This is a genomic window from Flavisphingopyxis soli (assembly GCF_007995095.1).
GTDB lineage: Bacteria > Pseudomonadota > Alphaproteobacteria > Sphingomonadales > Sphingomonadaceae > Flavisphingopyxis > Flavisphingopyxis soli.
Genome location: NZ_VOPY01000002.1, coordinates 705,962 through 729,499, shown reverse-complemented (window position 1 = coordinate 729,499; position 23,538 = coordinate 705,962). Strand labels below are relative to the sequence as shown.

Below are 23,538 nucleotides of genomic sequence, written 5' to 3'. Positions count from 1 at the left end.
CATGAAAACCAATGTCGGTCGCAATGACCGGATTATTCGCGCGATTGGCGGCACACTCGCGCTGGCAGCCCTTTTCGGCGGCCCCTTGTCGACCTATCCGACCGTCCGCGTGATCATCGGCGTGGTGGGAATTGTTCTCATCGCGACGAGCCTGTTCGCGTTCTGCCCGGCCTATCGCCTGTTGGGGATCAAGACCTAGTCACGCGTGCTGCTTTTCGTTCGCAAGCGCCACCGGGGGCAGGGGATAACCGCGTCTGAAGCTGGTTTCGCCGGAGCCGGACCCTGGCGCGACGCGGTGTCAGTTTTCGAACAGCGTCGAAATGGTCTGTTTGAGGCGGTTGATCTTGAACGGCCTGCCCTGAATGGCGTCATCGCAATACAGCCATCCCGGGCCGGCGTTTGACCTCGATGCCCGGTTGAGGCCAGAATGTGACCATCGACACCGGAACCTAGGCGTCCGGTCCAGGTCCGGTATTTAGGAACACCAATGCTACCGTGTAACACCTGCCTGATCAGAAGCCGGGCGATCTGCGGCGCGCTGAACGGCGACGAACTGGCGGCGCTCAATGCGATCGGTCGCACGCGGGTGTTGAAGGCGGGTGAGCCGCTGATGTGGGAAGGGGCCGAATCGCTGGTCGTCGCTAACGTCGTCGAGGGCGTCCTCAAGGTGACCAAATCGCTCGACGATGGCCGCGAGCAGATCGTCGGCATCCTTTGCCCCGCCGATTTCATCGGTCGCCCGTTCAGCGCGGTCAGCCACCAGAGCGTCGTCGCCTTATCTGACGCACGAATCTGCGTTTTTGCGCGCGGCGCTTTCGAGACGTTTTCGGGCAGCCACCCCCAGCTTCAGACCAAGATCCTCGAGCGAACCTTCAGCGAACTCGACCTGGCCCGCGACTGGATGTTGCTGCTGTCGCGAAAATCGGCGAGCGAGCGCGTTGCCACCTTCATCCTCGAAATGTCGCACCGGCTCGTCGATCACGGCTGCGCCGGGGGCAAGGGGCCGATCGACGACTTGCGACTCCCGTTCGGCCGGCGCCAGATCGCCGACATCCTTGGAATGACGATCGAAACCGTCAGCCGACAGCTGACCACGCTGAAGGCCCGCGGGCTGATCGCGCTGCCTTGACGCGACACAATTTCCATCCTCGATCGTGCCACGCTTGCCAATCTGGCCGAATCGAAGGTCAGTTAGTGCGGTTTTCGGCGGTCTTGCGTTGGCTCAGGCGATCGTGACTGACGGAAACATTGTGATGGTCGCCCGGTAGGTCCATAGTGAAGTGATGATGCGATGGGGGATCGCGGGCGTGGGCAACAAGACTTGCGATGACTGATTGACGCAAATTGATCGTGATCAATGTTGCTGTCTGCAATTCCCGCCAATGACCGGCCGAATCGACAAATTGAGGGGCAAGACTCGTGGAATCACTAATCGTCCGGACGGCGGCATGGCTTGGGGTTGTCCTCCTTGCCATGGTCGGCATTGCGCTTGCCGCGGACCGCGGATTTGCTGTTCATATGGGCATCGTCGCAGCGGCGGCGCTGGTCGTGCTGTGGCTGACGGTCAGTCGCACCGATTATGCGGCGCTGGCGCGCGGCATCATCCGTTCGCCCGCCGATCCAGAACGCTATGACGACGATCCGATCCGCTGGGGCGTTATCGCGACCGTCTTCTGGGGTGTGATCGGCTTTCTCGTCGGCGTCATCATCGCCTTCCAGCTCGTTTTTCCCGCGCTCAACCTGAGCAACGAGTTCACGACTTTCGGACGCATGCGGCCGCTGCATACCTCTGCGGTAATCTTTGCGTTCGGCGGCAATGCGCTCATCGCGACGAGCTTTTACGTCGTCCAGCGCACCTGCCGGGCCCGGCTCGCCTTCCCGGGCCTCGCCCGCTTCGTCTTCTGGGGTTACCAGCTGTTCATCGTGCTCGCCGCCTCGGGCTATCTCCTCGGCGTCACCGAGAGCCGCGAATATGCCGAACCCGAATGGTATGTCGACCTGTGGCTGACGGTCGTCTGGGTCGCCTATCTGGTCGTCTTCGTCGGTACGCTCGCGCGGCGCCGCGAGCCGCATATCTACGTCGCCAACTGGTTCTATCTGTCGTTCATCATCACCATCGCGATGCTCCACATCGTCAACAACCTGGCGATCCCGGTCTCGCTGACCGGCTCGCATTCCTACTCGGCCTTCGCCGGTGTCCAGGATGCGCTGACGCAATGGTGGTACGGGCATAACGCGGTCGCGTTCTTCCTGACCGTGCCGTTCCTCGCGATGATGTACTATTTCGTCCCCAAGCAGGCCGAACGACCGATCTACAGTTATCGGCTGTCGATCCTCCATTTCTGGTCGCTGATCTTCCTCTACATCTGGGCCGGTCCCCACCACCTCCATTACACCGCGCTGCCCGACTGGGCGCAGACGCTCGGCATGGTGTTCTCGGTGATGCTGTGGATGCCGAGCTGGGGCGGCATGATCAACGGGCTGATGACGCTCAACGGTGCGTGGGACAAGATCCGCACCGATCCGATCATCCGCATGATGGTCGCCGCGCTGGCCTTCTACGGCATGGCGACGTTCGAAGGCCCCATGCTTTCGATCAAGGCGGTCAATTCGCTCAGCCATTATACCGAGTGGACGATCGGCCATGTCCATGCCGGCGCGCTCGGCTGGAACGGCATGATCACCTTTGCCGCGATCTATTACCTCACCCCGCGCCTGTGGCACCGCCAACGGCTCTATTCGCTGCGCATGGTCAACTGGCACTTCTGGCTCGCGACGATCGGCATCGTTCTCTACGCGTCGGCGATGTGGGTGGCCGGGATCACGCAGGGCCTGATGTGGCGCGAATACGGGGCTGACAACTACCTCGTCTATTCGTTCGTCGAGGTCGTCGCAGCGATGAAGCCCTATTACCTCATCCGCGGTGTCGGTGGCCTGTTCTACCTGACCGGGGGGATCGTCATGGTGGTCAACGTATGGATGACGATCGCCGGGCGCCTGCGCGAGGAAAGCCCGATGGGTCAGCCGGCGTTCGATCCCGCTGCCGATCGCCCCTTGCCCGCGGCCGCGCCGCAATCGGCGGAGTAATCGACATGGCAGATTTTCTCACCACCCATCGCAAGATCGAACGCAACATCACGTTGCTTGCCGTGCTCGCCTTCATCGCCGTCGCGATCGGCGGCATCGTCGAGATCGCGCCGCTGTTCTGGATCGATTCGACGGTCGAAAAGGTCGAGGGCATGCGGCCCTACACACCGCTCGAACAGGCGGGGCGCAACATCTACGTCCGCGAAGGCTGTTACGCGTGCCACAGCCAGATGATCCGTCCGTTCCGCGACGAGGTCGAGCGCTATGGCCATTACAGCCTGGCAGCCGAATCGATGTATGACCATCCGTTCCAATGGGGCTCGAAGCGGACCGGTCCCGATCTGGCCCGCGTCGGCAATCGCTATTCGGACGAATGGCACGTGCAGCACCTGACCGATCCTCGCTCGGTGGTGCCTGAATCGATCATGCCGCCGTACGCCTTCCTCGCCAATCGTGAGATCAACGATCTCGACATGGGGGCCCACCTCCTCGCGCTTTCACGCGTCGGAGTGCCCTACAGCAAGGACGATATCACTAAGGCCAATGCGGACCTCGCGCTGCAGGGCGATGCCGAGGCCGATCCGAGCGATTTCCAGAAGCGCTATCCCAAGGCGCAGGTGCGTGACTTCGACGGCGACCCGACGCGGTTGACCGAGATGGATGCGCTCGTCGCCTATCTCCAGATGCTCGGCACGCTGGTCGATACCGAGAGCGCAGCCGCGCTCGAGCAGCAGTCGGAGGCGAAAAAATGAGCAGCCATTCGACCTATGACGCCATGCGGCATTTCGCCGACAGCTGGGCCCTGATGGTGATGATCGCGATTTTCCTGGTCCTCGTGCTCTGGCCGTTTCGTCCCGGCAATCGCGCACAAAACGATCGTGCGGCGCGCATGATATTCGATGAGGACGACAGTGCGGAGGCGCGCCACGATGACTAAACGGATCGACGAGCCGACCGGTACCGAAACGGTCGGTCACGAATGGGACGGGATCGAGGAACTCGACACGCCGATGCCGCGCTGGTGGCTGTGGACGTTCTACGCGTCGATCGCGTTCGCGATCGGTTATGTCATACTCTATCCGGCGCTGCCCGGGATTACCGGCGCGACCAAGGGAACGCTCGGTTGGTCGAGCCGCGGCCAGCTCGCCGAGGAAATGCAGGCCGAGGCGAACCGCCGCGCGCCGATGCTCGAAGCGTTGAGCCGGATCCCGATCGAACGCTTGCCCGAAGACAGCCGCCTGATGCGCGCGGCGGTCGAAGGCGGACGTTCGGCATTCAAGGTCTCGTGCGTCCAGTGCCACGGCTCGGGTGCGTCGGGCCGCAAGGGCTATCCCAATCTCAATGACGATGACTGGCTGTGGGGCGGCGATCTCAAGGCGATCGAATACACGCTGACCAACGGTGTTCGCCAGCCCGGCCATGAGGGCACGCGGATGTCGCAAATGCCCGCCTTCGGTCGCGACGGCATTCTCGATGCGCGCGCGATTGCAGACGTCGTATCCTATGTCAGGACCGTCTCGGGACAGGACAAGGCAAGCGCTTCGGCCCGCCGCGGTGCAGCGGTATTCGCCGCCAATTGCGCGGTCTGTCACGGGGCCGATGCCAAGGGGAAACGCGAATTCGGCGCGCCCAATCTGACCGATCCGATCTGGCTTTATGGCGGCGATCGCGCGACGCTGACCGCAACGGTCACGAACGCCCGCTACGGCGTCATGCCCGCCTGGGGCAACAGGCTCGACCCGGTAACGATCAAGATGCTTGCCGCCTATGTCCATTCGCTAGGCGGAGGCGAGGATTTTATTGCCGTTGCGGCCGATCCCGAGGTGAAGGTCGATGAACGCCCCTGAACAGGATGTCGACACGTCGAGAGCACGCGGCGAGATCACCCAGCACGTGCTCGCCGACAAGCGCAGCCTTTATGAAAAGCGCAAACCGGTCTTCCCCCAGGCGGTCGATGGATTCTATCGCCGCCTGAAATGGGTCATCATGGCGGTGACGCTCGCGGTTTATTACGTGACCCCGTGGCTGCGCTGGGATCGCGGGGCCTATGCGCCCGACCAGGCGGTGCTGGTCGATCTCGCCCATCGCCGTTTTTACATGTTCGCGATCGAGATCTGGCCGCACGAATTCTATTATGTCGCGGGCCTGCTGGTCATGGCGGGTATCGGGCTGTTCCTCGTCACCTCGGTGTTCGGGCGCGCATGGTGCGGCTATACCTGTCCGCAGACCGTATGGACCGACCTGTTCCAGCACATCGAGCGCTTTATCGACGGCGACCACAATGCGCAGGTGCGGCTGGAAAAGGCCCCGTGGGGGCCGGCGAAGATCGCGCGGCGGCTGGTCAAATGGTCGATCTGGCTGATGATCGCGGTCGCCACGGGCGGTGCGTGGATATTCTACTTCGCCGATGCGCCGTCGCTCGCGCGGCAGTTCTTTGCGGGCGAGGCGCCCCTGGTCGCCTATACCACCGTCGCGATCCTGACCGCGACGACCTTCATCCTTGGCGGCTTCCTGCGCGAACAGTTCTGCATCTACATGTGCCCCTGGCCGCGGATCCAGGCGGCGATGATGGACGAGCGATCGGCGCTGGTAACCTACAAGACGTGGCGCGGCGAACCGCGCGGCAGCGTCAAGCAGGCCAACAAGAGCCCGGGGGTGTTCGGCGACTGCATCGACTGCCTGCAATGCGTCAACGTGTGCCCGACCGGAATCGACATTCGCGAAGGAACGCAGATCGGCTGCATCACCTGCGCATTGTGCATCGATGCATGCAACAATGTCATGGACCAGGTCGGCCGGCCACGCGGCCTGATCGATTATGTCACGTACGAGGACGCCGCCCGCGAACAAAAGGGTGAGGCGCCGCGGTCGGCGTGGCGCAACGTGCTGCGGCCACGCACCTTGCTCTATTTTGCCGGCTGGGGGGCGATTGGCGTCGCCATGCTGTTCATGCTCGGCACCCGCAGCCATCTCGACATCAGTGTCCTGCAGGATCGCAATCCTGCCTATGTCCAGCTGTCGGACGGCTCGGTGCGCAACAACTACACGCTCAAAATCCGCAACATGCAGACACGGCCACGGCGGCTCGAAGTGACGCTGTCGGGAATCGACAATGCGGTGATATGGTCCGACGACGGCAGCCGCGAACAGGCGTCGCAGCGGATAGTTACGACCGCGCCGCCCGATAGCGTCGTGCGGCTGCGCGTATTCATGGCCGCATCGGGCAACGGTCCGGCCTTCGAAGATTTCACCTTTACCGTTCGCGCCCTCGATGAAGCCGGCGGGTCCGACAGCGAAAAAACGCGTTTCGAACGCCCGGAGGTCGCGCCATGAAGGATCAACCCGGTTCGCCGCGGCGCTTCACCGGGCGCCACATGTGGTTCATCCTGATCGCGTTTTTCGGGACGATTTTCGCCGTCAACTTTACCATGGCGCGCTTTGCCATCGGCACCTTCGGCGGCACTGTCGTCGATAACAGCTATGTCGCCAGCCAACAGTATAACGGCTGGCTCGACGAGGCCCGTGCGCAAGCGAAACTGGGCTGGCAGGTTACCGCGACGCGCGGCGCCGATGCGCACGTCTTCGTCACCGTAACCGACGCCGATGGGGCCCCGCTGGACAATGCCAAGGTCAGCGCGATCGTGCGCCATCCGCTCGGCCGTTCCGAACCGATCGATCTGGCATTCGCGCGTGCGGAGGGCGGAGGCTATCGCTCGCTCGCTCGATTGCCGCCCGGACGCTGGACCTTGCATCTCACGATCGTCCAGGGGGACACGCGATTTGCGGCGGTGCGAGACGTGCGGTGAACGCTCCGACTGTCCTGTCGCCGGCGGTCGCGCCGGGACCCGCGGACGCTTCGTCGCCGATCGACAGCCGCTTTATCGTGCCCGGCATGCGGTGCGCGGGATGTATCGGCAAGATCGAACGCGGACTTCTGGCGGTCGACGGCGTCGTGTCGGCGCGCGTAAACTTTTCCGCGAAGCGCGTCGCTGTCCGTCATCGACCCGATATCGATGACCGCGATCTCGTAAACGCACTCGAGCGGATCGGCTTCGAAGCCCAGGCGCTCGCCGACGCTCCATTTGGCGAGGATCGCAACGAGACCCGCTCGCTGTTGAAGGCGCTCGCGGTTGCCGGGTTCGGCATGATGAACATCATGCTGCTGTCGGTCGGCGTCTGGTCGGGGGCCGACGGCGCGACCCGCGAAATCTTTCACTGGCTGTCGGCGATGATCGCGATTCCGGTCGTCGCCTACGCCGGACGGCCGTTCTTTATCTCGGCGGCCAAGGTGCTGCGCCAACGCCATACCAACATGGACGTGCCGATCTCGATCGGCGTTTTGCTGGCGACGGGGCTGAGCCTTTACGAAACCGCAACCGGCGGGGCGCACGCCTATTTCGACGGCGCGGTGATGCTGCTCTTCTTCCTCCTTGCCGGCCGCGTCCTCGACGCGATGATGCGCGACCGGGCCCGTCAGGGCATCGGTGCGCTGATGAAACACACCGCGTTGCAGGCGCTGGTCGTCGGCCCGGCGGGGGACACGCAATGGGTCGCGGCTGCCGCGCTCGAACCCGGGCAAGTCATGATCGTCGCGGCGGGCGAAAACCTCGCCGCCGACGGCGTCATCGTGAAAGGCAGCAGCGCGTTCGATAATGCGATGCTGACCGGCGAAAGCGAACCGCAGGCACGCGGCGAGGGCGATACGGTCCTGGCGGGAACAACCAACGTCGGCGCGCCGGTTTCGGTCCGCGTAACCGCCGCGGGAGGGGATACGACGATCGCCGATCTCGCGCGGCTGATGGACGATGTCGGCCAGCACCGATCATTCTACGTCCGCGTCGCTGATCGCGCCGCCCGGATCTATGCCCCCGCGGTCCACAGCCTGGCGCTCGCTACGTTCGCGGGCTGGATGATCGCCGGCGCGGGACTCCATCAGTCGCTGCTGGTCGCGATTTCGGTCCTTATCATTACCTGTCCGTGCGCGCTCGGGCTGGCCGTCCCCGCGGCGCAGGTGGTGGCGGTCGGTGCGCTGCTCAAGCGCGGCGTATTGATCAAGGACGGCAGCGCGCTCGAACGGCTCGCGAGCGTCGACCGCGCCGTGTTCGACAAGACCGGCACCCTGACCCTCGGCACGCCCCACCCGGTCTCGCTCGAGGCGCTGTCAGACGACGAAAAATCGATCGCCCTGGCGCTGGCGAGCGCGAGCCGCCACCCGCTCTCGCGCGCGCTTCATGCCGCGCTGGCAAGCGAGGCGGTCGGCGCGAGCGAGGTCGGCAACATCTCGGAGGTCCCCGGCGTAGGGATCAGCGGCCGCTGGCAGGGCCAGATTGTTTCGCTCGGCCGGGCGGACAATCCGTCGGTTCCGACCGTCCGCCTGACGATCGGCGACCGGAGCCGCGACATTTCGTTCCGTGACCAGCCGCGTGCCGATGTTGGCCCGATGCTGGTCGCGCTGGAGAGGCTCGGCATCGAGTCCTCGATCCTTTCGGGCGACGCGGCGGGGCCGGTCGGGCGGCTGGCCAATGCGCATGGCCTGTCGTTTGTCGCCGCTGCCGATCCCAGGGCAAAGGTCGATGCGCTTAAAGCGCTGGCGGATGAAGGCCGGAACGTTCTGATGGTCGGAGACGGTCTCAACGACGGGCCTGCGCTTGCCGCGGCGCATGTGTCGATGGCGCCAGGGACGGCCAGCGATGTCGGCCAACAGGCCGCCGACGCGGTCTTCACCAGCCCGGGGATCATGCCGGTGGCTCTCGCCGTTCGCGTCGCCCGCCAGACGCGGCACATCGTCCGGGAAAACTTTGCCCTCGCGATCGCGTACAATGCGTTTGCCGTCCCGATCGCGATCGCCGGCTTGGTAACGCCGCTGGTCGCCGCGATCGCCATGTCGATGAGTTCGCTGATCGTCGTCGGCAATGCTCTGCGCCTGGCCGGGAGCGCCAAGTGAACGGGCTCGCCATCCTCATCCCCGTAGCACTGGGATTGGGGCTGTGCGGACTCGCGGCGTTTTTCTGGGCGATGCGCTCGGGCCAGTTCGACGATCTCGATGGCGCTGCACAGAGAATATTGATCGACGAAGAGGGCAATGAAGAGGACGTTTCACGCCCTTAAAGCGCCGGTGGTCGGCGCCTGCTGCGTCGCTCACGACAACGGTTTGCAGTCCAACGGCTCTCTACAATCGCGCAAAGAAAAGGGCGGCCCGTTGCCGGGCCGCCCGTCCCTGTCATCGCGATCGGGTCAGAACTTGACCGAGACCGATGCGCGATAGGTCTGGTAGCTGACGTCCGACCGGCCGATCGTCGTTTCGGCGGAGATGCCGATCGAGACAGGTCCCGTCGTGCTGATGCCCGCGCCGACTTCGGCCCAGTCCTGATCGTCGCCGGGAAGCGCGAAGAAGGCGTTGGGGCCGACGCCACCGACGAAGTTCGCACCGAACTGGTCGGGCTTGTTGTCGAAATCGTGGACATAGGTGCCGGTTACGTAGGGCTGGATGCTGCCCTTGCCGGCGATCCGCAGGCCTGCGCGACCCTGCAGGCTTTCATAATTGTCGAGCTGGTACTGCAGGGCAGGACCGCCGCCCCGCTCGGCCACGCGGTCGAACTTGATATTCGCATAGCGCACCGCAACCCGCGGCGTGATCGCAATCGCCGAACTCGTCGAGAGCTCCTTGCTCAGCCCGAGTTCACTGGTCAGCGTGAACGGCGTGCTGTTCGAGCTGAGGTCGTAGGTCGTGAGGCCGACCGCGATCGAACGGGCGGCATCGATGTCATAGGCACCCGCGCTCAGCTGCGCATCGAGAGTGAGACCCCCGGCGAAGCGGTTCGCCCCGTAGAAACTCAGCTGGTAGAGGTTGCCCTTGACCGACCGGGTCGGATCACCCGGCTTGCCCTTCATGTGGGCATAGGTGACCGCGATGCCGGCAAAACCGTCTCCGGCAAATGCCTTTTCGAGGCCGCCCGAGAAGTAATAGCCGTCGAACTCGTCGCCGACATATGGAACGGCGGTGGGTGCCCCGTCGCTCTTCCCGTCGATATAACCGCCGGCAAAGTAGGCGCTGATGTCTTCGGGCAAGGCGTTCTCGACCACGCGGTCGGGTGCGCCGCTGGCAAGCGCATCGCTCGCCGATATCATTGCGCTGGCCGACATCGTGCCGAGAACACCGCCGGGGGCGCCGTAGAAAGCGACGCTGCCGCCTTCGGACCCATCGCCGACATTCGCCATGCGGTCGCGCAACAGACGCGAGGTCGCATCGAGCGCTGCGGTGCCCATCGATTGCATGAGCGGCTGCGTGCGCGGAGCGAAGCTTTCGAGCGCGGCCTGGACAGCCGACTGCGACAGGACGTCGAGCGGCCCGAACAGGTCGCTATAGACGCCATATTGCACGCGGTTCTGATCGAGCAGTTGGGCGAAGGCCGACTGGATCGGTGACGAAGAGTCGATGACATCGGCATAGAGTCCAGCCTCGACCTCTACCTGTACCGCATTTGGCGTGTAGGTGAGCGTGGGCGTCAGGATCGCGCTGATAGCCCCCGGCGTATTGAAGGTGCCGAAAACGCCGCCCTCTGCGGTCAGGATCGTGTAGGTGTTGCCGTCGCGGACGAGCGCCCCCGAGGCAGCGTTGAAGATCACTGTGCCATCGATATAGGCCGTACCTGCCGTCTCGTTCGTCGCCTTGACGTCGATCAGATCGGACACCCCGTTGGTCCCGAGATTCGCCATATAGACGTTACCCGAGGCGAGGATGACGTTGCCGTTGAAGGTCAGCGTCCCGGTCGTCGTGGGCGTGCCCGGCGAGATGACGCCCGCCATGCTGGTGAAATAGGGCGCGTTGATGATGCCGCTGCCCTGCAGGCCGCCGCTCATCAGGAAATAGTCGCCGACGCTCGTGAGAGATCCGTTGACGCGCATCATCCCGCTATACTGGGTGACGTCCATCAAGCTGGTCAGCGATCCTGCGCTGGTGATGTCGAGCGCTGCGCCGATGCCTGCGATCGTGAGTCGATCAATCGTGACATCGCTCGAAAGCTTGGTCGTGCCGTTGGCCGACAGCGTTACGTCAAAATAGCGTGGCGCGACCCCATTCACCGGGTCTCCGTCGCTATTGTTGGGCACGAAGCCGGTCGCGCCGGGCAAGCCATTGCCAAGCGTAGCATTGGGCAACGCCAGCTGCTCGATCACGCCTGTGGTAATCAATCCGCTGCCGGTGCTGGCTTCAAGTGCAGGATTGAAGGCTGTCAAACCATCAACCGACGCATAGCCCTTGCCGTTGTTGATCGTGCCGATCGGATCGCCCGAAACCGTTTCGTTGCCGGTGGCGATATCATAGCAATCATTATAGCCAATCGTTACCTGATAGCAGGCCTGGCCGAAGCCGGCGCCCGGGTTGGTGCCTTCGCCGGGCGAGGTGGGAATGCCGTTGACCAGATCGCCAGCGGCGTTGAGCACCATGTAGTTGGGATCGAGCGAGCTGATCCAGTGCGTCGCATCCTCCCAGTTGCCGTCGCCGGCCTGTGCACTGACATAGTGATAGGGGTTATTCGCGACGATCCAGTCCCAGTAAAGATAGAGCGGCTGGTAGAAACTGGCGGTGCCGTAACCATTGGCAGGCTGGCCACCGAAGAAGCGCGTGTAGCCACCCGACAGGACGCCGATCACGAGCGGCGTGTCATAGGTGTCGTCGAGGATGAGCGGGCCGCCCGAGTCACCGCTCGCGGTGATCCCCTCGTTGGGCAGGGCGTTGTCACGCCAGGCGTTGAAGTCATAGGGGCTGGCGGTCGCTGTGCCGCGGCGCGGATCGTCGAAGTCGATCCAGTAGAGATTCTGGTAGAGGCCGTTGGGCGAGCCGAACAGGAAGGTCTCGAAGTCGTCGAGGCTGGCGAGCGCGCCGAGCGTGTTCTCGGCGATGCGACGGCGAAAATCGCTGCCGCCCGATCCGGTCGTTCCGGTGCCGGTGTTGCCATAGCCTTCGATGACGACGTGGTAACCCGTACCGTCCGCGTCGATCGCCCCAGGGTCGGGAAGTTGCGAGAACATCAGCGCCCAGGTCGGAATACCGGCCGCCGGCGTGTCGAGCGCCGCCATCGCGATATCGCTATAGAGGAACGAGCTGGCCTCGGGCTCGAGCGAGCCGGGATTGTAGGTCACGTAATTCGAATTGTAGAAGGCGTTGGCGGTGTTGGTCTGATGAGTCCCGAAATACCAGTCGAGAATTCCTGGCAGAGCGTTGCCCGCAAAGCCGAAGCCGATCGGTTTTCCGCCATTGGCGGCGCCATAGTCGGTCGCGGCATCGTCGTTGACGCAATGCGCGGCGAAGATGACGGTACGCGGGTTGATCAGCGTGGCCGTGCACAGGCCGATATAGCCGTTCTGCTGATCGACAATCATTTGACCGACGCCGGTAATGTCGTTCGGATCGCGCGCCGTGGTCGGCGTACCCGGGTCGGCAATGACGATCTGCGGACTAGGTGCGACTGGCGTCAGCGTCTGTTGCGTGTAGGCGGTATACTGTCCGGTGGCCGCGTTCTGAGCTTCGCGATAGTCGCCCGTCAGAGGACCGGTGACGAGGTCAGACGCCGAGCCGAGATTGCCGGAAATCCCGATCGTATTGCCTTGCGGCGCGAGGAAATCCTTGATTGGCGATAGGCCGATAACGACGTCTGAAACGGGAGTGGCGGCCTCCGGAGTGGCGCTTTGCGCCTGCGCACCCGTCGCCGTCATCATCGCGATACCGGCAACGGTGCCGAGCAACGCAATGCGACGATGCGAGCTCGACCTGCGAACCTGAGAAATTTTCATTATTACCCCCTTGAGAAATTCTGAATAGAATTTTTGCGCGCTGGATCAGGCACTGCCCCTGAAGCTCGTGGCCCGACCTGCGATATTAACCTTAGTAAGGGATCACGGTTGGTCAGTTTTTTTCCGCGCGTCAAGACACGATTGATCATAATCCACTGACAACGCAATAATATTATAACGAACAAACCCTTTCGAAGGCCCTTTTTCGCGCGCGGGTGGTCAGTGGCAGGCGGAGAGATGATTAATCGCGCGGTCGCGACCGGCAGGCCGATCAACACAGGATTGCCTGCGCAGCCTGGCGGTCGCCGAGTCGGTTGGATGGCAAGGTTTCAGGCCTTTGGCTTCGCTGCCTCATCTACGTGGTCCCGAACAATCTCCGCCGATTACCCTTTGCCGCAACGGCGCGGGGCCGCTAGGATTGGGCACCCGTCATCAGGAGTGTTTGATCTTGCGTAAATTTGCCCTGCCTTTGCTTGCCGTCCTTGCTTCCTGCACGAGCATGACGGGCCCGTCGCCGACCGCGCTGGCCGATGGGGCAACGCCGATGATCTCGCCGATCCTGACGACGGCTGATGCGCACGATCCGTTCACTTATGCCGAGCCCGAAGTCGCCCGCGTCACGCACGTCGCGCTCGACCTCGCGCTCGATTTCAAGGCGAAGCGGGTCAGCGGCAGCGCGACACTCGATATTCTCGCGGCGCCGGGCGCCGACCACGTCATCCTCGACAGCGACGGGCTCGACATCGCGTCGATAACCGATGCGTCGGGCAAGAAGCTGGCCTTCAATGTGGGCGCCGAACAGGCCGGCAAGGGCGCGCCGGTGAGGATCACGATCCCTGCGTCGAACGCTTCGATCACGCGCAAGATCGTCGTCACCTACACCACGCGCCCGGGCGCCGAGGCGCTGCAATGGCTGGCCCCCGAACAGACCGCGGGCGGCACCTATCCCTATCTGTTCAGCCAGGGCCAGCCGACACTCAACCGGACGTGGATTCCGACGCAGGACAGCCCGGGTATCCGCCAGACCTGGGAAGCGCGGATCACTGCGCCCGAACCGCTGACCGTCGTCATGTCGGGACTGCGTCTGTCGCAGGTCGGCGAGCCCGCCGGACCCGGGCGCCGCGCCTTCCGCTTCGCGATGGACAAGCCGGTTGCGCCCTATCTCATCGCGATCGCTGCGGGCGACCTCGAGTTCCGCGCGCTCGGCCCGCGCACCGGCGTGTGGACCGAACCGTCGATGATCGAGCGATCGGTCGCCGAACTCGCCGATACCGAGAAGATGGTCTCGGCCGCCGAGGCGCTTTACGGTCCGTATCGCTGGGGCCGCTACGACATGATCGTGCTGCCGCCGAGCTTTCCCTATGGCGGCATGGAAAATCCGACGCTGACCTTCCTGACGCCGACCTTCCTCGCGGGTGACAAGAGCCTCAACGGCCTCGTCGCGCACGAACTGGCGCACAGCTGGTCGGGCAACCTCGTCACCAACGCCAACTGGTCGGACAGCTGGATCAACGAAGGCGTCACGTCCTACTTCGAAAACCGCATCATGGAGGCGCTCTACGGCAGGAAGCGCGCGATGCAGGAAGCGGCATTGCAATATGACGGCATGGAAGAGGCGATCGCCGAATACGGTGCCGACGCCGACATCACGCGGCTCCACCTGCCCAAGGACGCCGATGCGCCCGACGGCGGAGCCAGCGGCATCATCTACGACAAGGGCGCGATCTTCCTGCGGACGATGGAGCAGATCGTCGGACGGGAGAAATTCGATGCATGGCTGATGAGCTGGTTCGATCGCCACGCCTTCCAGCCCGCGACATCGGCGCTGATCCTCGCCGACCTGCGCGCCAACCTGGTCAAGGGCGACGCCGCGCTCGAAAGGAAGCTGATGCTCGACGCGTGGGTGTATGGACCGGGCGTTCCGTCAAATGTCTGGCGCCCCGACCCGCAGGCGTTTGCCGATGTCGATGCCGCCGCAAAGGCCTATGGCGCCGAAGGCAAGATCGATGCGGCGGCATGGAAAGGCTGGACGACCGCAGAGCGGCTGCGTTTTATCAGCCGCCTGCCCGAGAAGCGTTCGGCGCCGCAGCTCGCCCAGCTCGATAGTGCGCTCGATCTGTCGAACGAGGGCAACAACGAGATCCTGTTCGCCTGGCTCAACCTCGCGCTCGCCAATCGCTATGATCCGGCGGTGCCCGTTGCCGAGAAATTCCTCGCGCACGTCGGCCGCCGCAAGTTCGTCGCGCCCTTGTTCAAGACGTTGATGGGGCAGGGCGACTGGGGCCAGCCGATCGCCAAGAGGATATATGCCGAGACGCGCAAGACCTACCACTCGGTGACCACGGGACCGGTCGACAAGATGGTGTTGGGCGCAAACTGAGCGCGCCCAACACGGTCAACCTGCGCGACGGCCTTTGACGAAGTGCACGACGAGCGCGATCACTGCGATGATCAGCAGAAGGTGGATCAGACCGCTGGCGATGTGGAAAGCAAGGAAGCCGAGCGCCCACAAGACAGCAAGAATGATCGCGATGGTCAAAAGCATGAAGACTCTCCGTTGGGCTTGCCACCATGGCAGCCCTTTCGTCACCAACCGAAGGTCGCGGCGAAGGTTCCGTGAGCGGGATAATAGGCTATCGATGGTTGCCAGCGCTTGTTGCAGGTGTCGCGTGGCGTCTCATAATTGGGGCACGCGAACGGCTCGGGAGTTGCATGCCTTGCCACAATCGTGGCCAGAGAGTTTTCTAAAACCGTCCCCCGGACGGTCTTAGAAAACTGGTCGGGGAGAGAGGATTCGAACCTCCGGCCCCTGCCTCCCGAAGACAGTGCTCTACCAGGCTGAGCTACTCCCCGACCGGGACCGGCGCGGATGCGAACATCGTGCGTCGGAGGAGGCAAGGCGCGTCGTATAGGGGCGCGGGCAGGGGCGATCAAGCGCGATCTCGGCTCTGCGCAAAACGGCTTTCAGAGCAGCGAAAGTGCGCGAAAACTGGCGTGGCGTTCGTGCCCGAAGATAAGGTGATCGGTCAGCGCAATGCGCGCGAAGCGGGCGATCTGGGCGATCCGGGCGGTCAGCGCGATGTCGCCGAGGCTCGGCGTCGGATCGCCGCTTGGGTGATTGTGGGCGAGGACGATCGCAGTCAGTCCGGGCGTTGCCAGCAGGGCGAACAGCGCCGCGCCGTCGACGGGAACCGCGCCCCGGCTGCCGCGACCGATCGAATCGAGAAACAAGAGCCGGCCGCGCGAATCGAAGCCCGACAGGACGATATGCTCGACCCGCGCCGACGGCAGCGCCGCGCGCATCAGTCCGACAAGATCGTGCGCGCAATCGCTGGCCGCATCGTCGTTCGGCAAGGCGTGGCGTGTCTGCCCCATCCAACGAGGATGCCGCCGCAGCTCAGGCCTGACGAGCGCTAGAGTCTCCAGAGTGGCGCCGAAACGGATCGGGCGGGCCCCGGCTTGCTCGTTATGCCCGCCTCGCCTAGCAAGGACGCGATGACCCAGCCGCATTACGAACAGCAATATCTCGACCTCGTCCGACGCGTGTGGAGCGAGGGCGACGAACGCGTCGACCGGACCGGCGTCGGCACGCGCTCATTGTTCGGCGCGCAGCTACGCTTCGACCTTGCCGACGACGCGATTCCGCTGCTGACGACCAAGCGTGTGTACTGGAAGACCGCGACGCGCGAGATGCTGTGGTTCCTCACCGGCGACACCAATATCCGCTCGCTGGTCGCGCAGGGCGTCCATATCTGGACCGACTGGCCGCTGGCGCATTATCGCCGCGAAACCGGCGAGGATATCGACCGAGACGCCTTCGAGGCGGCGATCATCGCCGATGACGATTTTGCCGCACGCTGGGGCGACCTCGGCCCGGTCTATGGCAAGCAGTGGGTCGACTGGCCGACCTACGAACCCGCGAGCGACGGGTTGTTCCGACGCGGGCCGGGGATCAACCAGATCGCCGAGCTGGTCGAATCGCTGCGCACCAATCCCGGCTCGCGGCGACATATCTTCACCGGCTGGAACGTCGCCGATCTCGATTCGATGGCGCTGCCGCCGTGCCACATGACGTACCAGTTCCATGTCTCCGACAAGGGCCTGTCGTGCCAGCTCTACCAGCGCTCGTGCGATCTCGGCCTCGGCTTTGCGTTCAACGTCTTCTCGGCGGCGCTGCTGACGCGGATGCTGGCGCAGCAATGCGATCTGCAGGCGCGCGAGCTGGTCTGGACCGGGGGCGACGTCCACCTCTACCTCAATCATGATGCGCTGGTCGAAGAGCAACTGGCGCGCAGGCCCGCAGGTTCGCCGCGGCTCAGGATCGCGCGCCGACCCGCGAGCATCTTCGATTACACGGTCGACGATTTCGCGGTGGAAGATTACGCGCCGCAAGCGCATATCGCGGCACCGGTCGCGGTCTGACACGTTGACGATCGGTCGGCTTGCGCGAATGCCGACTTTGAAATAATAATACGCGCACAGGAAATTATAAAAGTCTGGTCCGAAACGAGGCCAGATTGCAGGATGGATCCATGGCCGATCGGCAGAGCACACCCAAGAGCAACCTGGCGCCGTTGTCGCTGCACGTGCCCGAGCCGCCGTCGCGTCCGGGCGATGCGCCCGATTTCAGCCATGTCGAGATCCTCAAGGCGGGCGTAACGCCGCGCCCGGCCGAGGACAGCGATCCCGCCGCGATGCGCGATCACGCTTATGGTCTCGTCCGCGTGCTCGACGATGACGGCGCGGCGGTCGGCCCCTGGGCGCCCAAGCTCGATGCCGAGACCAAGCGCCGGATGCTCAAATACATGCTGCGCGTCCGCGCCTTCGACGACCGCATGTATCGCGCGCAACGCCAGGGCAAGACGAGCTTTTACATGAAGTGCACCGGTGAGGAAGCGGTCGCGATCCCGGCGACGATGGCGCTCGATCGCGACGACATGTGCTTTCCCAGCTATCGCCAGCAAGGTATTCTGATCGCTCGCGATTATCCGTTGATCGACATGATCAACCAGATCTATTCGAACAGCGCCGACCCGCTCAAGGGGCGCCAGTTGCCGATCATGTATTCGTCGCGCGAGCACGGCTTCTTCTCGATCTCGGGCAACCTCACGACGCAATATCCGCAAGCGGTCGGCTATGCGATGGCGAGCGCGGCCAAGGGCGACACGCGAATCGCCGCGACCTGGTGCGGCGAGGGATCTACCGCCGAGGGCGATTTTCACGCCGCGCTGACCTTTGCCGCGGTCTATAACGCCCCGATCATCTTCAACATCGTCAACAACCAGTGGGCGATCAGCTCGTTTTCGGGTTTTGCCGGCGGCGAGCGGACGACCTTTGCCGCGCGCGGGCTGGGTTACGGCATCGCTGCGCTCCGCGTCGACGGCAACGATGCGCTCGCGGTCTATGCCGCGACGCGCTGGGCCGCCGACCGGGCGCGGACCAACAAGGGTCCGACGCTGATCGAGCATTTCACCTATCGTAGCGAAGGTCATAGCACGTCGGACGACCCCTCGGGCTACCGCGCCGCCGACGAAAAGACCGCCTGGCCGCTTGGCGACCCGATCGAGCGATTGAAGGCGCATCTCGTTGCCTCGGGCGAGTGGGACGACGATCGCCACGAAGCGCTGCGCACCGAACTGAGCGACGAGGTCAAGGCGGCGGGCAAGGAGGCCGAGAAGAACGGCGTCCTCGGCCACGGCCTCCACCAGCCGTTCGAGACGATGTTCGAAGACGTCTATGCCGACATGCCGTGGCACCTGCGCGAACAGATGGAACAGGCGCTTGCCGAGAAGGACGCGAAATGGCCGAAGTGAAGCCGCTCGACGCAAAGCCCGCCGAGGCCAAGGCGCCCAAGGGCATGAACATGATCGAGGCGATCAATTCGGCGCTCGACACCATGCTCGACCGCGATCCCGACGTCGTCATCCTGGGCGAGGATGTCGGCTATTTCGGCGGCGTCTTTCGCGCCACCGCGGGCCTGCAGGAAAAGCACGGCAAGACGCGCGTGTTCGATTCGCCGATTTCGGAGAACGGCATTATCGGCGTGGCGGTCGGCATGGGCGCCTATGGCCTGCGCCCCGTGCCCGAAATCCAGTTCGCCGATTACATCTATCCCGGGCTCGACCAGATCGTCAGCGAAGCGGCGCGTATCCGCTATCGCAGCGTCGGCCAGTTCATTGCGCCGATGACGATTCGCTCGCCCTATGGCGGCGGCATCTTCGGCGGCCAGACGCACTCGCAGTCGCCCGAAAGCCTGTTCACCCATATGTCGGGGGTCAAGACGGTCATTCCGTCGACTCCCTATGACGCCAAGGGCCTGCTCATCGCGGCGATCGAGTGCGACGATCCGGTCGTGTTCTTCGAACCCAAGCGCATCTATAACGGCCCGTTCGATGGTCATTACGACCGTCCGGTCCAGCCCTGGGCCAAGCATCCGGCCTCTGACGTGCCCAAGGACTATTACCGGATCGAACTCGGCAAGGCGAACATCGTGCGCGTCGGCGAAGCGGTGACGGTGCTGGCTTACGGAACGATGGTCCATGTCGCGCTCGCGGTTGTCGAGGAACTCGGCATCGATGCCGAGGTAATCGACCTGCGCAGCCTCGTCCCGCTCGACATCGAGGCGATCGAGACGTCGGTCAGGAAGACCGGCCGCTGTATGATCGTCCACGAAGCGACGCGCACCAGCGGCTTTGGCGCCGAGCTCTCGGCGCTCGTCCAGGAACGCTGTTTCTATCATCTCGAAGCTCCGGTGATCCGTGTCACCGGCTTCGACACCCCCTATCCGCACAGTCTTGAATGGGCCTATTTCCCCGGCCCGATCCGGATCAAGACCGCGCTCGAGAAGATTTTGAAAGACTGATCATGGCCAAATTCACCTTCAATCTCCCCGATATCGGCGAAGGCATTGCCGAGGCTGAAATCGTCGCCTGGCACGTCAAGCTGGGCGACACGGTCGAGGAAGACGCGCCGATCGCCGACATGATGACCGACAAAGCGACGGTCGAGATGGAGGCTCCCGTCTCGGGCAAGATCGTCGCGGTCGCCGGCGAAGAAGGCGACGTCATCGCGATCGGATCGATGCTGGTCGAGATCGAGGTCGCCGGCGAGGTGCCCGACGACGTGCTGGAAGCCAACGAGGCTGCTGCCCAGGCGAGCGCTCAGGGCGAAGCCGATGTCGTCGATGCGACCGATGCCGGTCCGGGCATGGACGACACGCGCGTGGCCGCCGAAACCCCCGGAGTCGGAGATGAATCACCCTCTCCCCTTCAGGGGAGAGGCAGCGAGACTTATCGAGGCGAAGCCGAGATTAGTCGCAGCGGAGAGGGGGCGAGCGAGGCGCCTAGCCAGCCCCTCTCTCCAACTCTCTCCCCTGGAGGAGAGAGAGGGCTAAAGGTTCTTGCCTCGCCCGCCGTACGGGCGCGCGCCAAGGACCTCGGCGTCGACCTTGCTGACGTCAAGCCAGCGGCCGACGGCCGTATTCGCCATGCCGATCTCGATGCCTTCCTGTCGTATAACGGCGGGCAGGGCTATCGCGCGGCAGGGGCTTCGGCCACGCGCGACGACGAGACGATCAAGGTCATCGGCATGCGCCGCCGGATTGCCGACAACATGTCGGCATCGAAGCGCAGCATCCCGCATTTCACCTATGTCGAGGAAATCGATGTCACCGACCTCGAGACAATGCGCGGCGATCTCAACGCCAATCGCGGATCGAAGCCCAAGCTCACCCTGCTGCCGCTGATCATCACCGCGATCTGCAAGGCGATCCCCGATTTCCCGATGATCAACGCGCGTTATGACGACGAGGCGGGCATCGTGACGCGCTCAGGCGCGATCCATCTCGGCATGGCGACGCAGACCGATGCCGGGCTGATGGTGCCAGTCATCCGCGACGCGCAGGACCGCAACGTCTGGCAGCTCGCAAGCGAGATCGGTCGGCTCGCCGATGCGGCGCGCAGCGGCAAGGCGAAATCGACCGAACTGTCGGGATCGACGCTGACGATCACCTCGCTCGGCCCACTCGGCGGTGTCGCAACGACACCGGTGATCAACAAGCCCGAGGTCGCGATCATCGGCCCCAACCGGATCGTCGAACGCCCGATGTTCACCGCCAATGGCGATATCGAGGCGCGCAAACTGATGAACCTGTCGATTTCGTGCGACCATCGCGTCGTCGACGGTTGGGATGCGGCAAGCTTCGTCCAGGCGCTGCGCAAGTATCTCGAAACCCCGGTGCTGCTGTTCGCCGACTGACCCCGCAGGGCGAATTGCGAATCTAGTTAAAAAGATCGCACGGCTCGGCTATCGCCGCTCGCAACGCGAGAGGATGACGCATGGACCGACCCAAACAGGACATCGTCGAACATGAAGACGCGCTGGCGGTGCGGCGCGACCGCATGCTGGCGACCTTCAACCTGTTCGCGGCGGTCGGAATCTTCCTTGCTTTCCCCTTCGTGATGACCGCGGGGGCGGAGTTTTTCCTGCCGCTGTTCGCCGCGATCATCATCGCGATCGCGCTCGTCCCCGCGCTCGAATGGCTCGAGCGGCGGCGCGTGCCGTCGTCGCTGGCGGCAGCGATCTGCGTTCTCGGCTTCGTTCTGGCGGTCAACGGCGCGCTCGCGGTGATCGTGCTGCCGGCGAGCGACTGGTTCGTCGAACTGCCCGACAAGCTGCCGCGCATCCAACATAACCTGGCGCCGGTAATCGACTTGTATTCGAGCCTCAACGACTATGTCGCGCGAACCAGCGCGCAGGTCGGTAGCGGCCCGGTCGCGCGCGGCGACGTTGCCAGTGGAGCGGTCCCGTCGTCGGTCGTCGACCTGATCGCGACGAGCGCGCCGTCGGCGGCGATCGAGATTTTCTTTGCGCTGCTCGTCATCTTCTTCCTGCTCGCCGGATGGCGCCGCGCGCGCACCCGCACGATCGAGGCGCAGGGCAGTTTCGACAGTGCATTGAAGACCGCACGCATCATCCAGAACGTCGTTTCGGCGACATCGGCCTATCTGACGACGATCACGATCATCAACGTCACGCTCGGCCTGTCGGTCGCGTTCGTCCTGTGGCTGCTCGGCATGCCGTCGCCGCTGATGTGGGGCGGGATCGTCGCATTGTTCAACTTCGTCCCCTATGTTGGCCCGATTGCAGCTGCGCTGCTGCTCGGCGTGGGCGGATTGATGACCTATGACACGATCGGCATGGCGCTCCTGCCCGCAGCGATCATGATCGGTTGCCACCTCGTCGAGGCGAATATCTTCACCCCCGTCGTGCTCGGTCGCCGACTGACGATGAACCCGCTGCTGATTCTCATCTCGCTGAGTTACTGGGGCTGGGTCTGGGGGGCGATGGGGGCGCTGCTCGCGGTGCCGATCCTGGTCATCGTGATGACCATTATCGGGTCGACCGGCCTGCCCGCATTCCTAGTTTTCCTGATGCGCGGCGACGATGACGACGACGATGAAGCGGTCGCGACACCATAAAAGAACCAATCGGGCGAACGCGCTGTTGACACCCTGCCGATGCTCCCATATCTGCGCGGCTCCAAACCCCAAGCGGGTGTAGCTCAGTTGGTTAGAGCGCCGGCCTGTCACGCCGGAGGTCGCGGGTTCAAGTCCCGTCACTCGCGCCATTTCCCTTGCGGAAATCGGCCCGGATCCCTCGCTTAAATTGTCACTCTGACAGTTCGCTGTCGCGCGGCGCGCGCCAGCGCCCCGTCTCCATCCAGGCGAGCAGCGGCCTCAGCGGAGCGATCCAGACGATCCCCGCGACCAGATAGATGATCGCCTGGACCGGCCAGGGCAGCCGGCCGATAGTTTCGGACTGCGATACGATGAGCGCCGACCAAACCACGATCAGCAGCAGGATCAGGAACATTCCCGCGGGCTTGCGCCAGCTCGGGCCGTCTTGCGGTGTGCGCGGTGACGTCATGACGCCACGATCCATTCGCGTTCGGTCAATACGGCATTGAGGGACATGTCGTGATCCTCGTGTGGCAGGGCATCGCATTCCTGGACCGACCAGCCGATGCCGATCCGCATCGCGTGGGGATAGGCGGCAAAGGCGCGATCGTAATAGCCGCCGCCCTGGCCGAGGCGATGCATCGCACGATCGAAGCCGATCAGCGGACACACAATCGCGTCAGGAGCGAGCGTTGGCGCGTCGGCAACGGGATGCGCGAGGCCGTAGCGCGTCGGCTCCAGCGCATCGCCGGGTTCATAGGCGGCAAAGTCCATCGTACCGGCGCTCTCGCCGAGGCGCGGCATCGCGAGGCGGTGGCCGGCATCGACAAGCGCCGCGCCGATCCGCGCGATATCGGGTTCGTCGCCATGTGCGGCATGGATCGCGACGACCTTGCGGCCAGCTATCAGTTCGAGCAGCGGGGAAGGGGGGTGTGCAAAGACGATGCCGCGCTCCCATGCCGCCATTGCCGCGACATGGCTGGCGCGGCGGAAGCGCAGGCGCTGGCGCAGCTGCGCTTTGGTTTCTGCCCGGTCCGACATGCGAGGTTGTGTTTATCCGAAGGTTGGCGGTGGAACCGATGCGAGACTAGCAGGCAAGGGGTGACGGGACCGCTTGGTCGTTGGCTGGAATATCCTCTGACGCCTCTACGTCAGGTGGGCGCCGTATGCATCGGGCCCCAATGCGAAAAAGTGGCCCGGA

21 protein-coding genes and 2 tRNA genes are annotated in these 23,538 nt (G+C 63.9%); 17 read left to right on the top strand and 6 right to left on the bottom strand.

The features are described 5' to 3' along the window. The first annotated feature begins 1 nt into the window (after position 1). From FSZ31_RS10100 to ccoS, 10 genes are all read left to right on the top strand, one after another. Positions 2 to 199, top strand: a complete 198-nt coding sequence (locus FSZ31_RS10100) for a YgaP family membrane protein (protein ID WP_147123203.1) — start codon at positions 2 to 4, stop codon at positions 197 to 199. Between the two features lie 288 nt (positions 200 to 487). Then, positions 488 to 1,129, top strand: a complete 642-nt coding sequence (locus tag FSZ31_RS10095) for a Crp/Fnr family transcriptional regulator (RefSeq protein WP_147123202.1) — start codon at positions 488 to 490, stop codon at positions 1,127 to 1,129. 389 nt (positions 1,130 to 1,518) lie between these two features. Beyond that, positions 1,519 to 3,087, top strand: a complete 1,569-nt coding sequence (gene ccoN / locus FSZ31_RS10090) for a cytochrome-c oxidase, cbb3-type subunit I (protein ID WP_236643752.1) — start codon at positions 1,519 to 1,521, stop codon at positions 3,085 to 3,087. Positions 3,088 to 3,092: 5 nt separating this feature from the next. Next, entirely contained in the window at positions 3,093 to 3,839 is a 747-nt protein-coding gene (gene ccoO / locus FSZ31_RS10085; protein ID WP_147123200.1) for a cytochrome-c oxidase, cbb3-type subunit II, read from the top strand. Further along, positions 3,836 to 4,024: a cbb3-type cytochrome c oxidase subunit 3 gene (locus tag FSZ31_RS10080; protein ID WP_147123199.1), complete on the top strand. Its 189-nt coding sequence runs from the start codon at positions 3,836 to 3,838 to the stop codon at positions 4,022 to 4,024. The genes ccoO and FSZ31_RS10080 overlap by 4 nt, the downstream gene beginning before the upstream one ends. Beyond that, positions 4,017 to 4,934, top strand: coding sequence for a cytochrome-c oxidase, cbb3-type subunit III (gene ccoP, locus FSZ31_RS10075; protein ID WP_147123198.1), 918 nt, complete (start codon positions 4,017 to 4,019; stop codon positions 4,932 to 4,934). Before FSZ31_RS10080 ends, ccoP begins: the two co-directional genes overlap by 8 nt. Continuing rightward, positions 4,921 to 6,420, top strand: a complete 1,500-nt coding sequence (ccoG, locus tag FSZ31_RS10070) for a cytochrome c oxidase accessory protein CcoG (protein ID WP_147123197.1) — start codon at positions 4,921 to 4,923, stop codon at positions 6,418 to 6,420. The genes ccoP and ccoG overlap by 14 nt, the downstream gene beginning before the upstream one ends. Continuing rightward, positions 6,417 to 6,893, top strand: coding sequence for a FixH family protein (locus FSZ31_RS10065; RefSeq protein WP_147123196.1), 477 nt, complete (start codon positions 6,417 to 6,419; stop codon positions 6,891 to 6,893). The genes ccoG and FSZ31_RS10065 overlap by 4 nt, the downstream gene beginning before the upstream one ends. Beyond that, entirely contained in the window at positions 6,890 to 9,031 is a 2,142-nt protein-coding gene (locus tag FSZ31_RS10060) for a heavy metal translocating P-type ATPase (protein WP_408021652.1), read from the top strand. Before FSZ31_RS10065 ends, FSZ31_RS10060 begins: the two co-directional genes overlap by 4 nt. Next, entirely contained in the window at positions 9,028 to 9,195 is a 168-nt protein-coding gene (gene ccoS / locus FSZ31_RS10055) for a cbb3-type cytochrome oxidase assembly protein CcoS (RefSeq protein ID WP_147123195.1), read from the top strand. The genes FSZ31_RS10060 and ccoS overlap by 4 nt, the downstream gene beginning before the upstream one ends. A 126-nt stretch (positions 9,196 to 9,321) precedes the next feature. Here ccoS and FSZ31_RS10050 read toward each other — a convergent pair whose 3' ends face one another. Next, positions 9,322 to 12,879: an autotransporter domain-containing protein gene (locus FSZ31_RS10050; protein WP_236643751.1), complete on the bottom strand. Its 3,558-nt coding sequence runs from the start codon at positions 12,877 to 12,879 to the stop codon at positions 9,322 to 9,324. A 499-nt stretch (positions 12,880 to 13,378) separates the two neighbouring features. Between FSZ31_RS10050 and FSZ31_RS10045 the strand changes: the two genes are divergently transcribed. Further along, positions 13,379 to 15,259, top strand: coding sequence for a M1 family metallopeptidase (locus FSZ31_RS10045; RefSeq protein WP_147123194.1), 1,881 nt, complete (start codon positions 13,379 to 13,381; stop codon positions 15,257 to 15,259). A gap of 15 nt (positions 15,260 to 15,274) precedes the next feature. On the opposite strand, the gene FSZ31_RS10040 is transcribed toward FSZ31_RS10045, so the two are convergent. The 3 genes from FSZ31_RS10040 to FSZ31_RS10030 form a co-directional block, all read right to left on the bottom strand. Further along, positions 15,275 to 15,424 carry a lmo0937 family membrane protein gene (locus FSZ31_RS10040; RefSeq protein WP_147123193.1) on the bottom strand — a complete coding sequence of 50 codons (150 nt, stop codon included), beginning with the start codon at positions 15,422 to 15,424 and terminating at the stop codon, positions 15,275 to 15,277. Between the two features lie 231 nt (positions 15,425 to 15,655). Then, positions 15,656 to 15,732: transfer RNA gene (locus FSZ31_RS10035), tRNA-Pro, on the bottom strand. Positions 15,733 to 15,843: 111 nt separating this feature from the next. Continuing rightward, a complete protein-coding gene (locus tag FSZ31_RS10030) occupies positions 15,844 to 16,254 on the bottom strand; it encodes a JAB domain-containing protein (RefSeq protein WP_161595999.1) in 411 nt (136 codons plus the stop codon). Positions 16,255 to 16,374: 120 nt separating this feature from the next. Here FSZ31_RS10030 and thyA point away from each other — a divergent pair, with 120 nt between their 5' ends. The 6 genes from thyA (at position 16,375) to FSZ31_RS10000 (ending at position 22,507) form a co-directional block, all read left to right on the top strand. Beyond that, complete coding sequence (gene thyA, locus FSZ31_RS10025) at positions 16,375 to 17,301, top strand: thymidylate synthase (RefSeq protein WP_147123191.1); 927 nt, start codon at positions 16,375 to 16,377, stop codon at positions 17,299 to 17,301. A gap of 110 nt (positions 17,302 to 17,411) precedes the next feature. Beyond that, complete coding sequence (locus FSZ31_RS10020) at positions 17,412 to 18,692, top strand: 3-methyl-2-oxobutanoate dehydrogenase (2-methylpropanoyl-transferring) subunit alpha (protein ID WP_147123190.1); 1,281 nt, start codon at positions 17,412 to 17,414, stop codon at positions 18,690 to 18,692. A 44-nt stretch (positions 18,693 to 18,736) separates the two neighbouring features. Next, positions 18,737 to 19,741 (top strand): alpha-ketoacid dehydrogenase subunit beta, encoded by a 1,005-nt coding sequence (locus FSZ31_RS10015; protein ID WP_147123293.1) that lies wholly within the window; start codon positions 18,737 to 18,739, stop codon positions 19,739 to 19,741. A 2-nt stretch (positions 19,742 to 19,743) separates the two neighbouring features. After that, complete coding sequence (locus FSZ31_RS10010; RefSeq protein WP_147123189.1) at positions 19,744 to 21,135, top strand: dihydrolipoamide acetyltransferase family protein; 1,392 nt, start codon at positions 19,744 to 19,746, stop codon at positions 21,133 to 21,135. A gap of 80 nt (positions 21,136 to 21,215) precedes the next feature. After that, on the top strand, positions 21,216 to 22,358 hold the full coding sequence (locus FSZ31_RS10005) for an AI-2E family transporter (RefSeq protein ID WP_236643750.1): 1,143 nt from the start codon (positions 21,216 to 21,218) through the stop codon (positions 22,356 to 22,358). 72 nt (positions 22,359 to 22,430) lie between these two features. Continuing rightward, positions 22,431 to 22,507 (top strand) — tRNA-Asp (locus FSZ31_RS10000). Positions 22,508 to 22,548: 41 nt separating this feature from the next. Here the strand turns inward: FSZ31_RS10000 and FSZ31_RS09995 are convergent. Further along, the gene (locus FSZ31_RS09995) at positions 22,549 to 22,806 is read right to left on the bottom strand and encodes a DUF2842 domain-containing protein (protein ID WP_147123188.1); all 258 of its coding nucleotides are present in this window, start codon (positions 22,804 to 22,806) and stop codon (positions 22,549 to 22,551) included. Continuing rightward, on the bottom strand, positions 22,803 to 23,378 hold the full coding sequence (locus tag FSZ31_RS09990; protein WP_147123187.1) for a 5-formyltetrahydrofolate cyclo-ligase: 576 nt from the start codon (positions 23,376 to 23,378) through the stop codon (positions 22,803 to 22,805). The genes FSZ31_RS09995 and FSZ31_RS09990 overlap by 4 nt, the downstream gene beginning before the upstream one ends. Between the last annotated feature and the right edge of the window lie 160 nt (positions 23,379 to 23,538).

What these genes read in the sequence shown, in the direction of transcription:
- FSZ31_RS10100 (WP_147123203.1), top strand. Translation starts at nt 2, where the DNA reads ATGAAAACCAATGTCGGTCGCAATGACCGGATTATTCGCGCGATTGGC.
- FSZ31_RS10095 (WP_147123202.1), top strand. Translation starts at nt 488, where the DNA reads ATGCTACCGTGTAACACCTGCCTGATCAGAAGCCGGGCGATCTGCGGC.
- ccoN (WP_236643752.1), top strand. Translation starts at nt 1,519, where the DNA reads ATGGGCATCGTCGCAGCGGCGGCGCTGGTCGTGCTGTGGCTGACGGTC.
- ccoO (WP_147123200.1), top strand. Translation starts at nt 3,093, where the DNA reads ATGGCAGATTTTCTCACCACCCATCGCAAGATCGAACGCAACATCACG.
- FSZ31_RS10080 (WP_147123199.1), top strand. Translation starts at nt 3,836, where the DNA reads ATGAGCAGCCATTCGACCTATGACGCCATGCGGCATTTCGCCGACAGC.
- ccoP (WP_147123198.1), top strand. Translation starts at nt 4,017, where the DNA reads ATGACTAAACGGATCGACGAGCCGACCGGTACCGAAACGGTCGGTCAC.
- ccoG (WP_147123197.1), top strand. Translation starts at nt 4,921, where the DNA reads ATGAACGCCCCTGAACAGGATGTCGACACGTCGAGAGCACGCGGCGAG.
- FSZ31_RS10065 (WP_147123196.1), top strand. Translation starts at nt 6,417, where the DNA reads ATGAAGGATCAACCCGGTTCGCCGCGGCGCTTCACCGGGCGCCACATG.
- FSZ31_RS10050 (WP_236643751.1), bottom strand. Translation starts at nt 12,879, where the DNA reads ATGAAAATTTCTCAGGTTCGCAGGTCGAGCTCGCATCGTCGCATTGCG.
- FSZ31_RS10045 (WP_147123194.1), top strand. Translation starts at nt 13,379, where the DNA reads ATGACGGGCCCGTCGCCGACCGCGCTGGCCGATGGGGCAACGCCGATG.
- FSZ31_RS10040 (WP_147123193.1), bottom strand. Translation starts at nt 15,424, where the DNA reads ATGCTTTTGACCATCGCGATCATTCTTGCTGTCTTGTGGGCGCTCGGC.
- FSZ31_RS10030 (WP_161595999.1), bottom strand. Translation starts at nt 16,254, where the DNA reads ATGGGGCAGACACGCCACGCCTTGCCGAACGACGATGCGGCCAGCGAT.
- thyA (WP_147123191.1), top strand. Translation starts at nt 16,375, where the DNA reads ATGACCCAGCCGCATTACGAACAGCAATATCTCGACCTCGTCCGACGC.
- FSZ31_RS10020 (WP_147123190.1), top strand. Translation starts at nt 17,412, where the DNA reads ATGGCCGATCGGCAGAGCACACCCAAGAGCAACCTGGCGCCGTTGTCG.
- FSZ31_RS10015 (WP_147123293.1), top strand. Translation starts at nt 18,737, where the DNA reads ATGAACATGATCGAGGCGATCAATTCGGCGCTCGACACCATGCTCGAC.
- FSZ31_RS10010 (WP_147123189.1), top strand. Translation starts at nt 19,744, where the DNA reads ATGGCCAAATTCACCTTCAATCTCCCCGATATCGGCGAAGGCATTGCC.
- FSZ31_RS10005 (WP_236643750.1), top strand. Translation starts at nt 21,216, where the DNA reads ATGGACCGACCCAAACAGGACATCGTCGAACATGAAGACGCGCTGGCG.
- FSZ31_RS09995 (WP_147123188.1), bottom strand. Translation starts at nt 22,806, where the DNA reads ATGACGTCACCGCGCACACCGCAAGACGGCCCGAGCTGGCGCAAGCCC.
- FSZ31_RS09990 (WP_147123187.1), bottom strand. Translation starts at nt 23,378, where the DNA reads ATGTCGGACCGGGCAGAAACCAAAGCGCAGCTGCGCCAGCGCCTGCGC.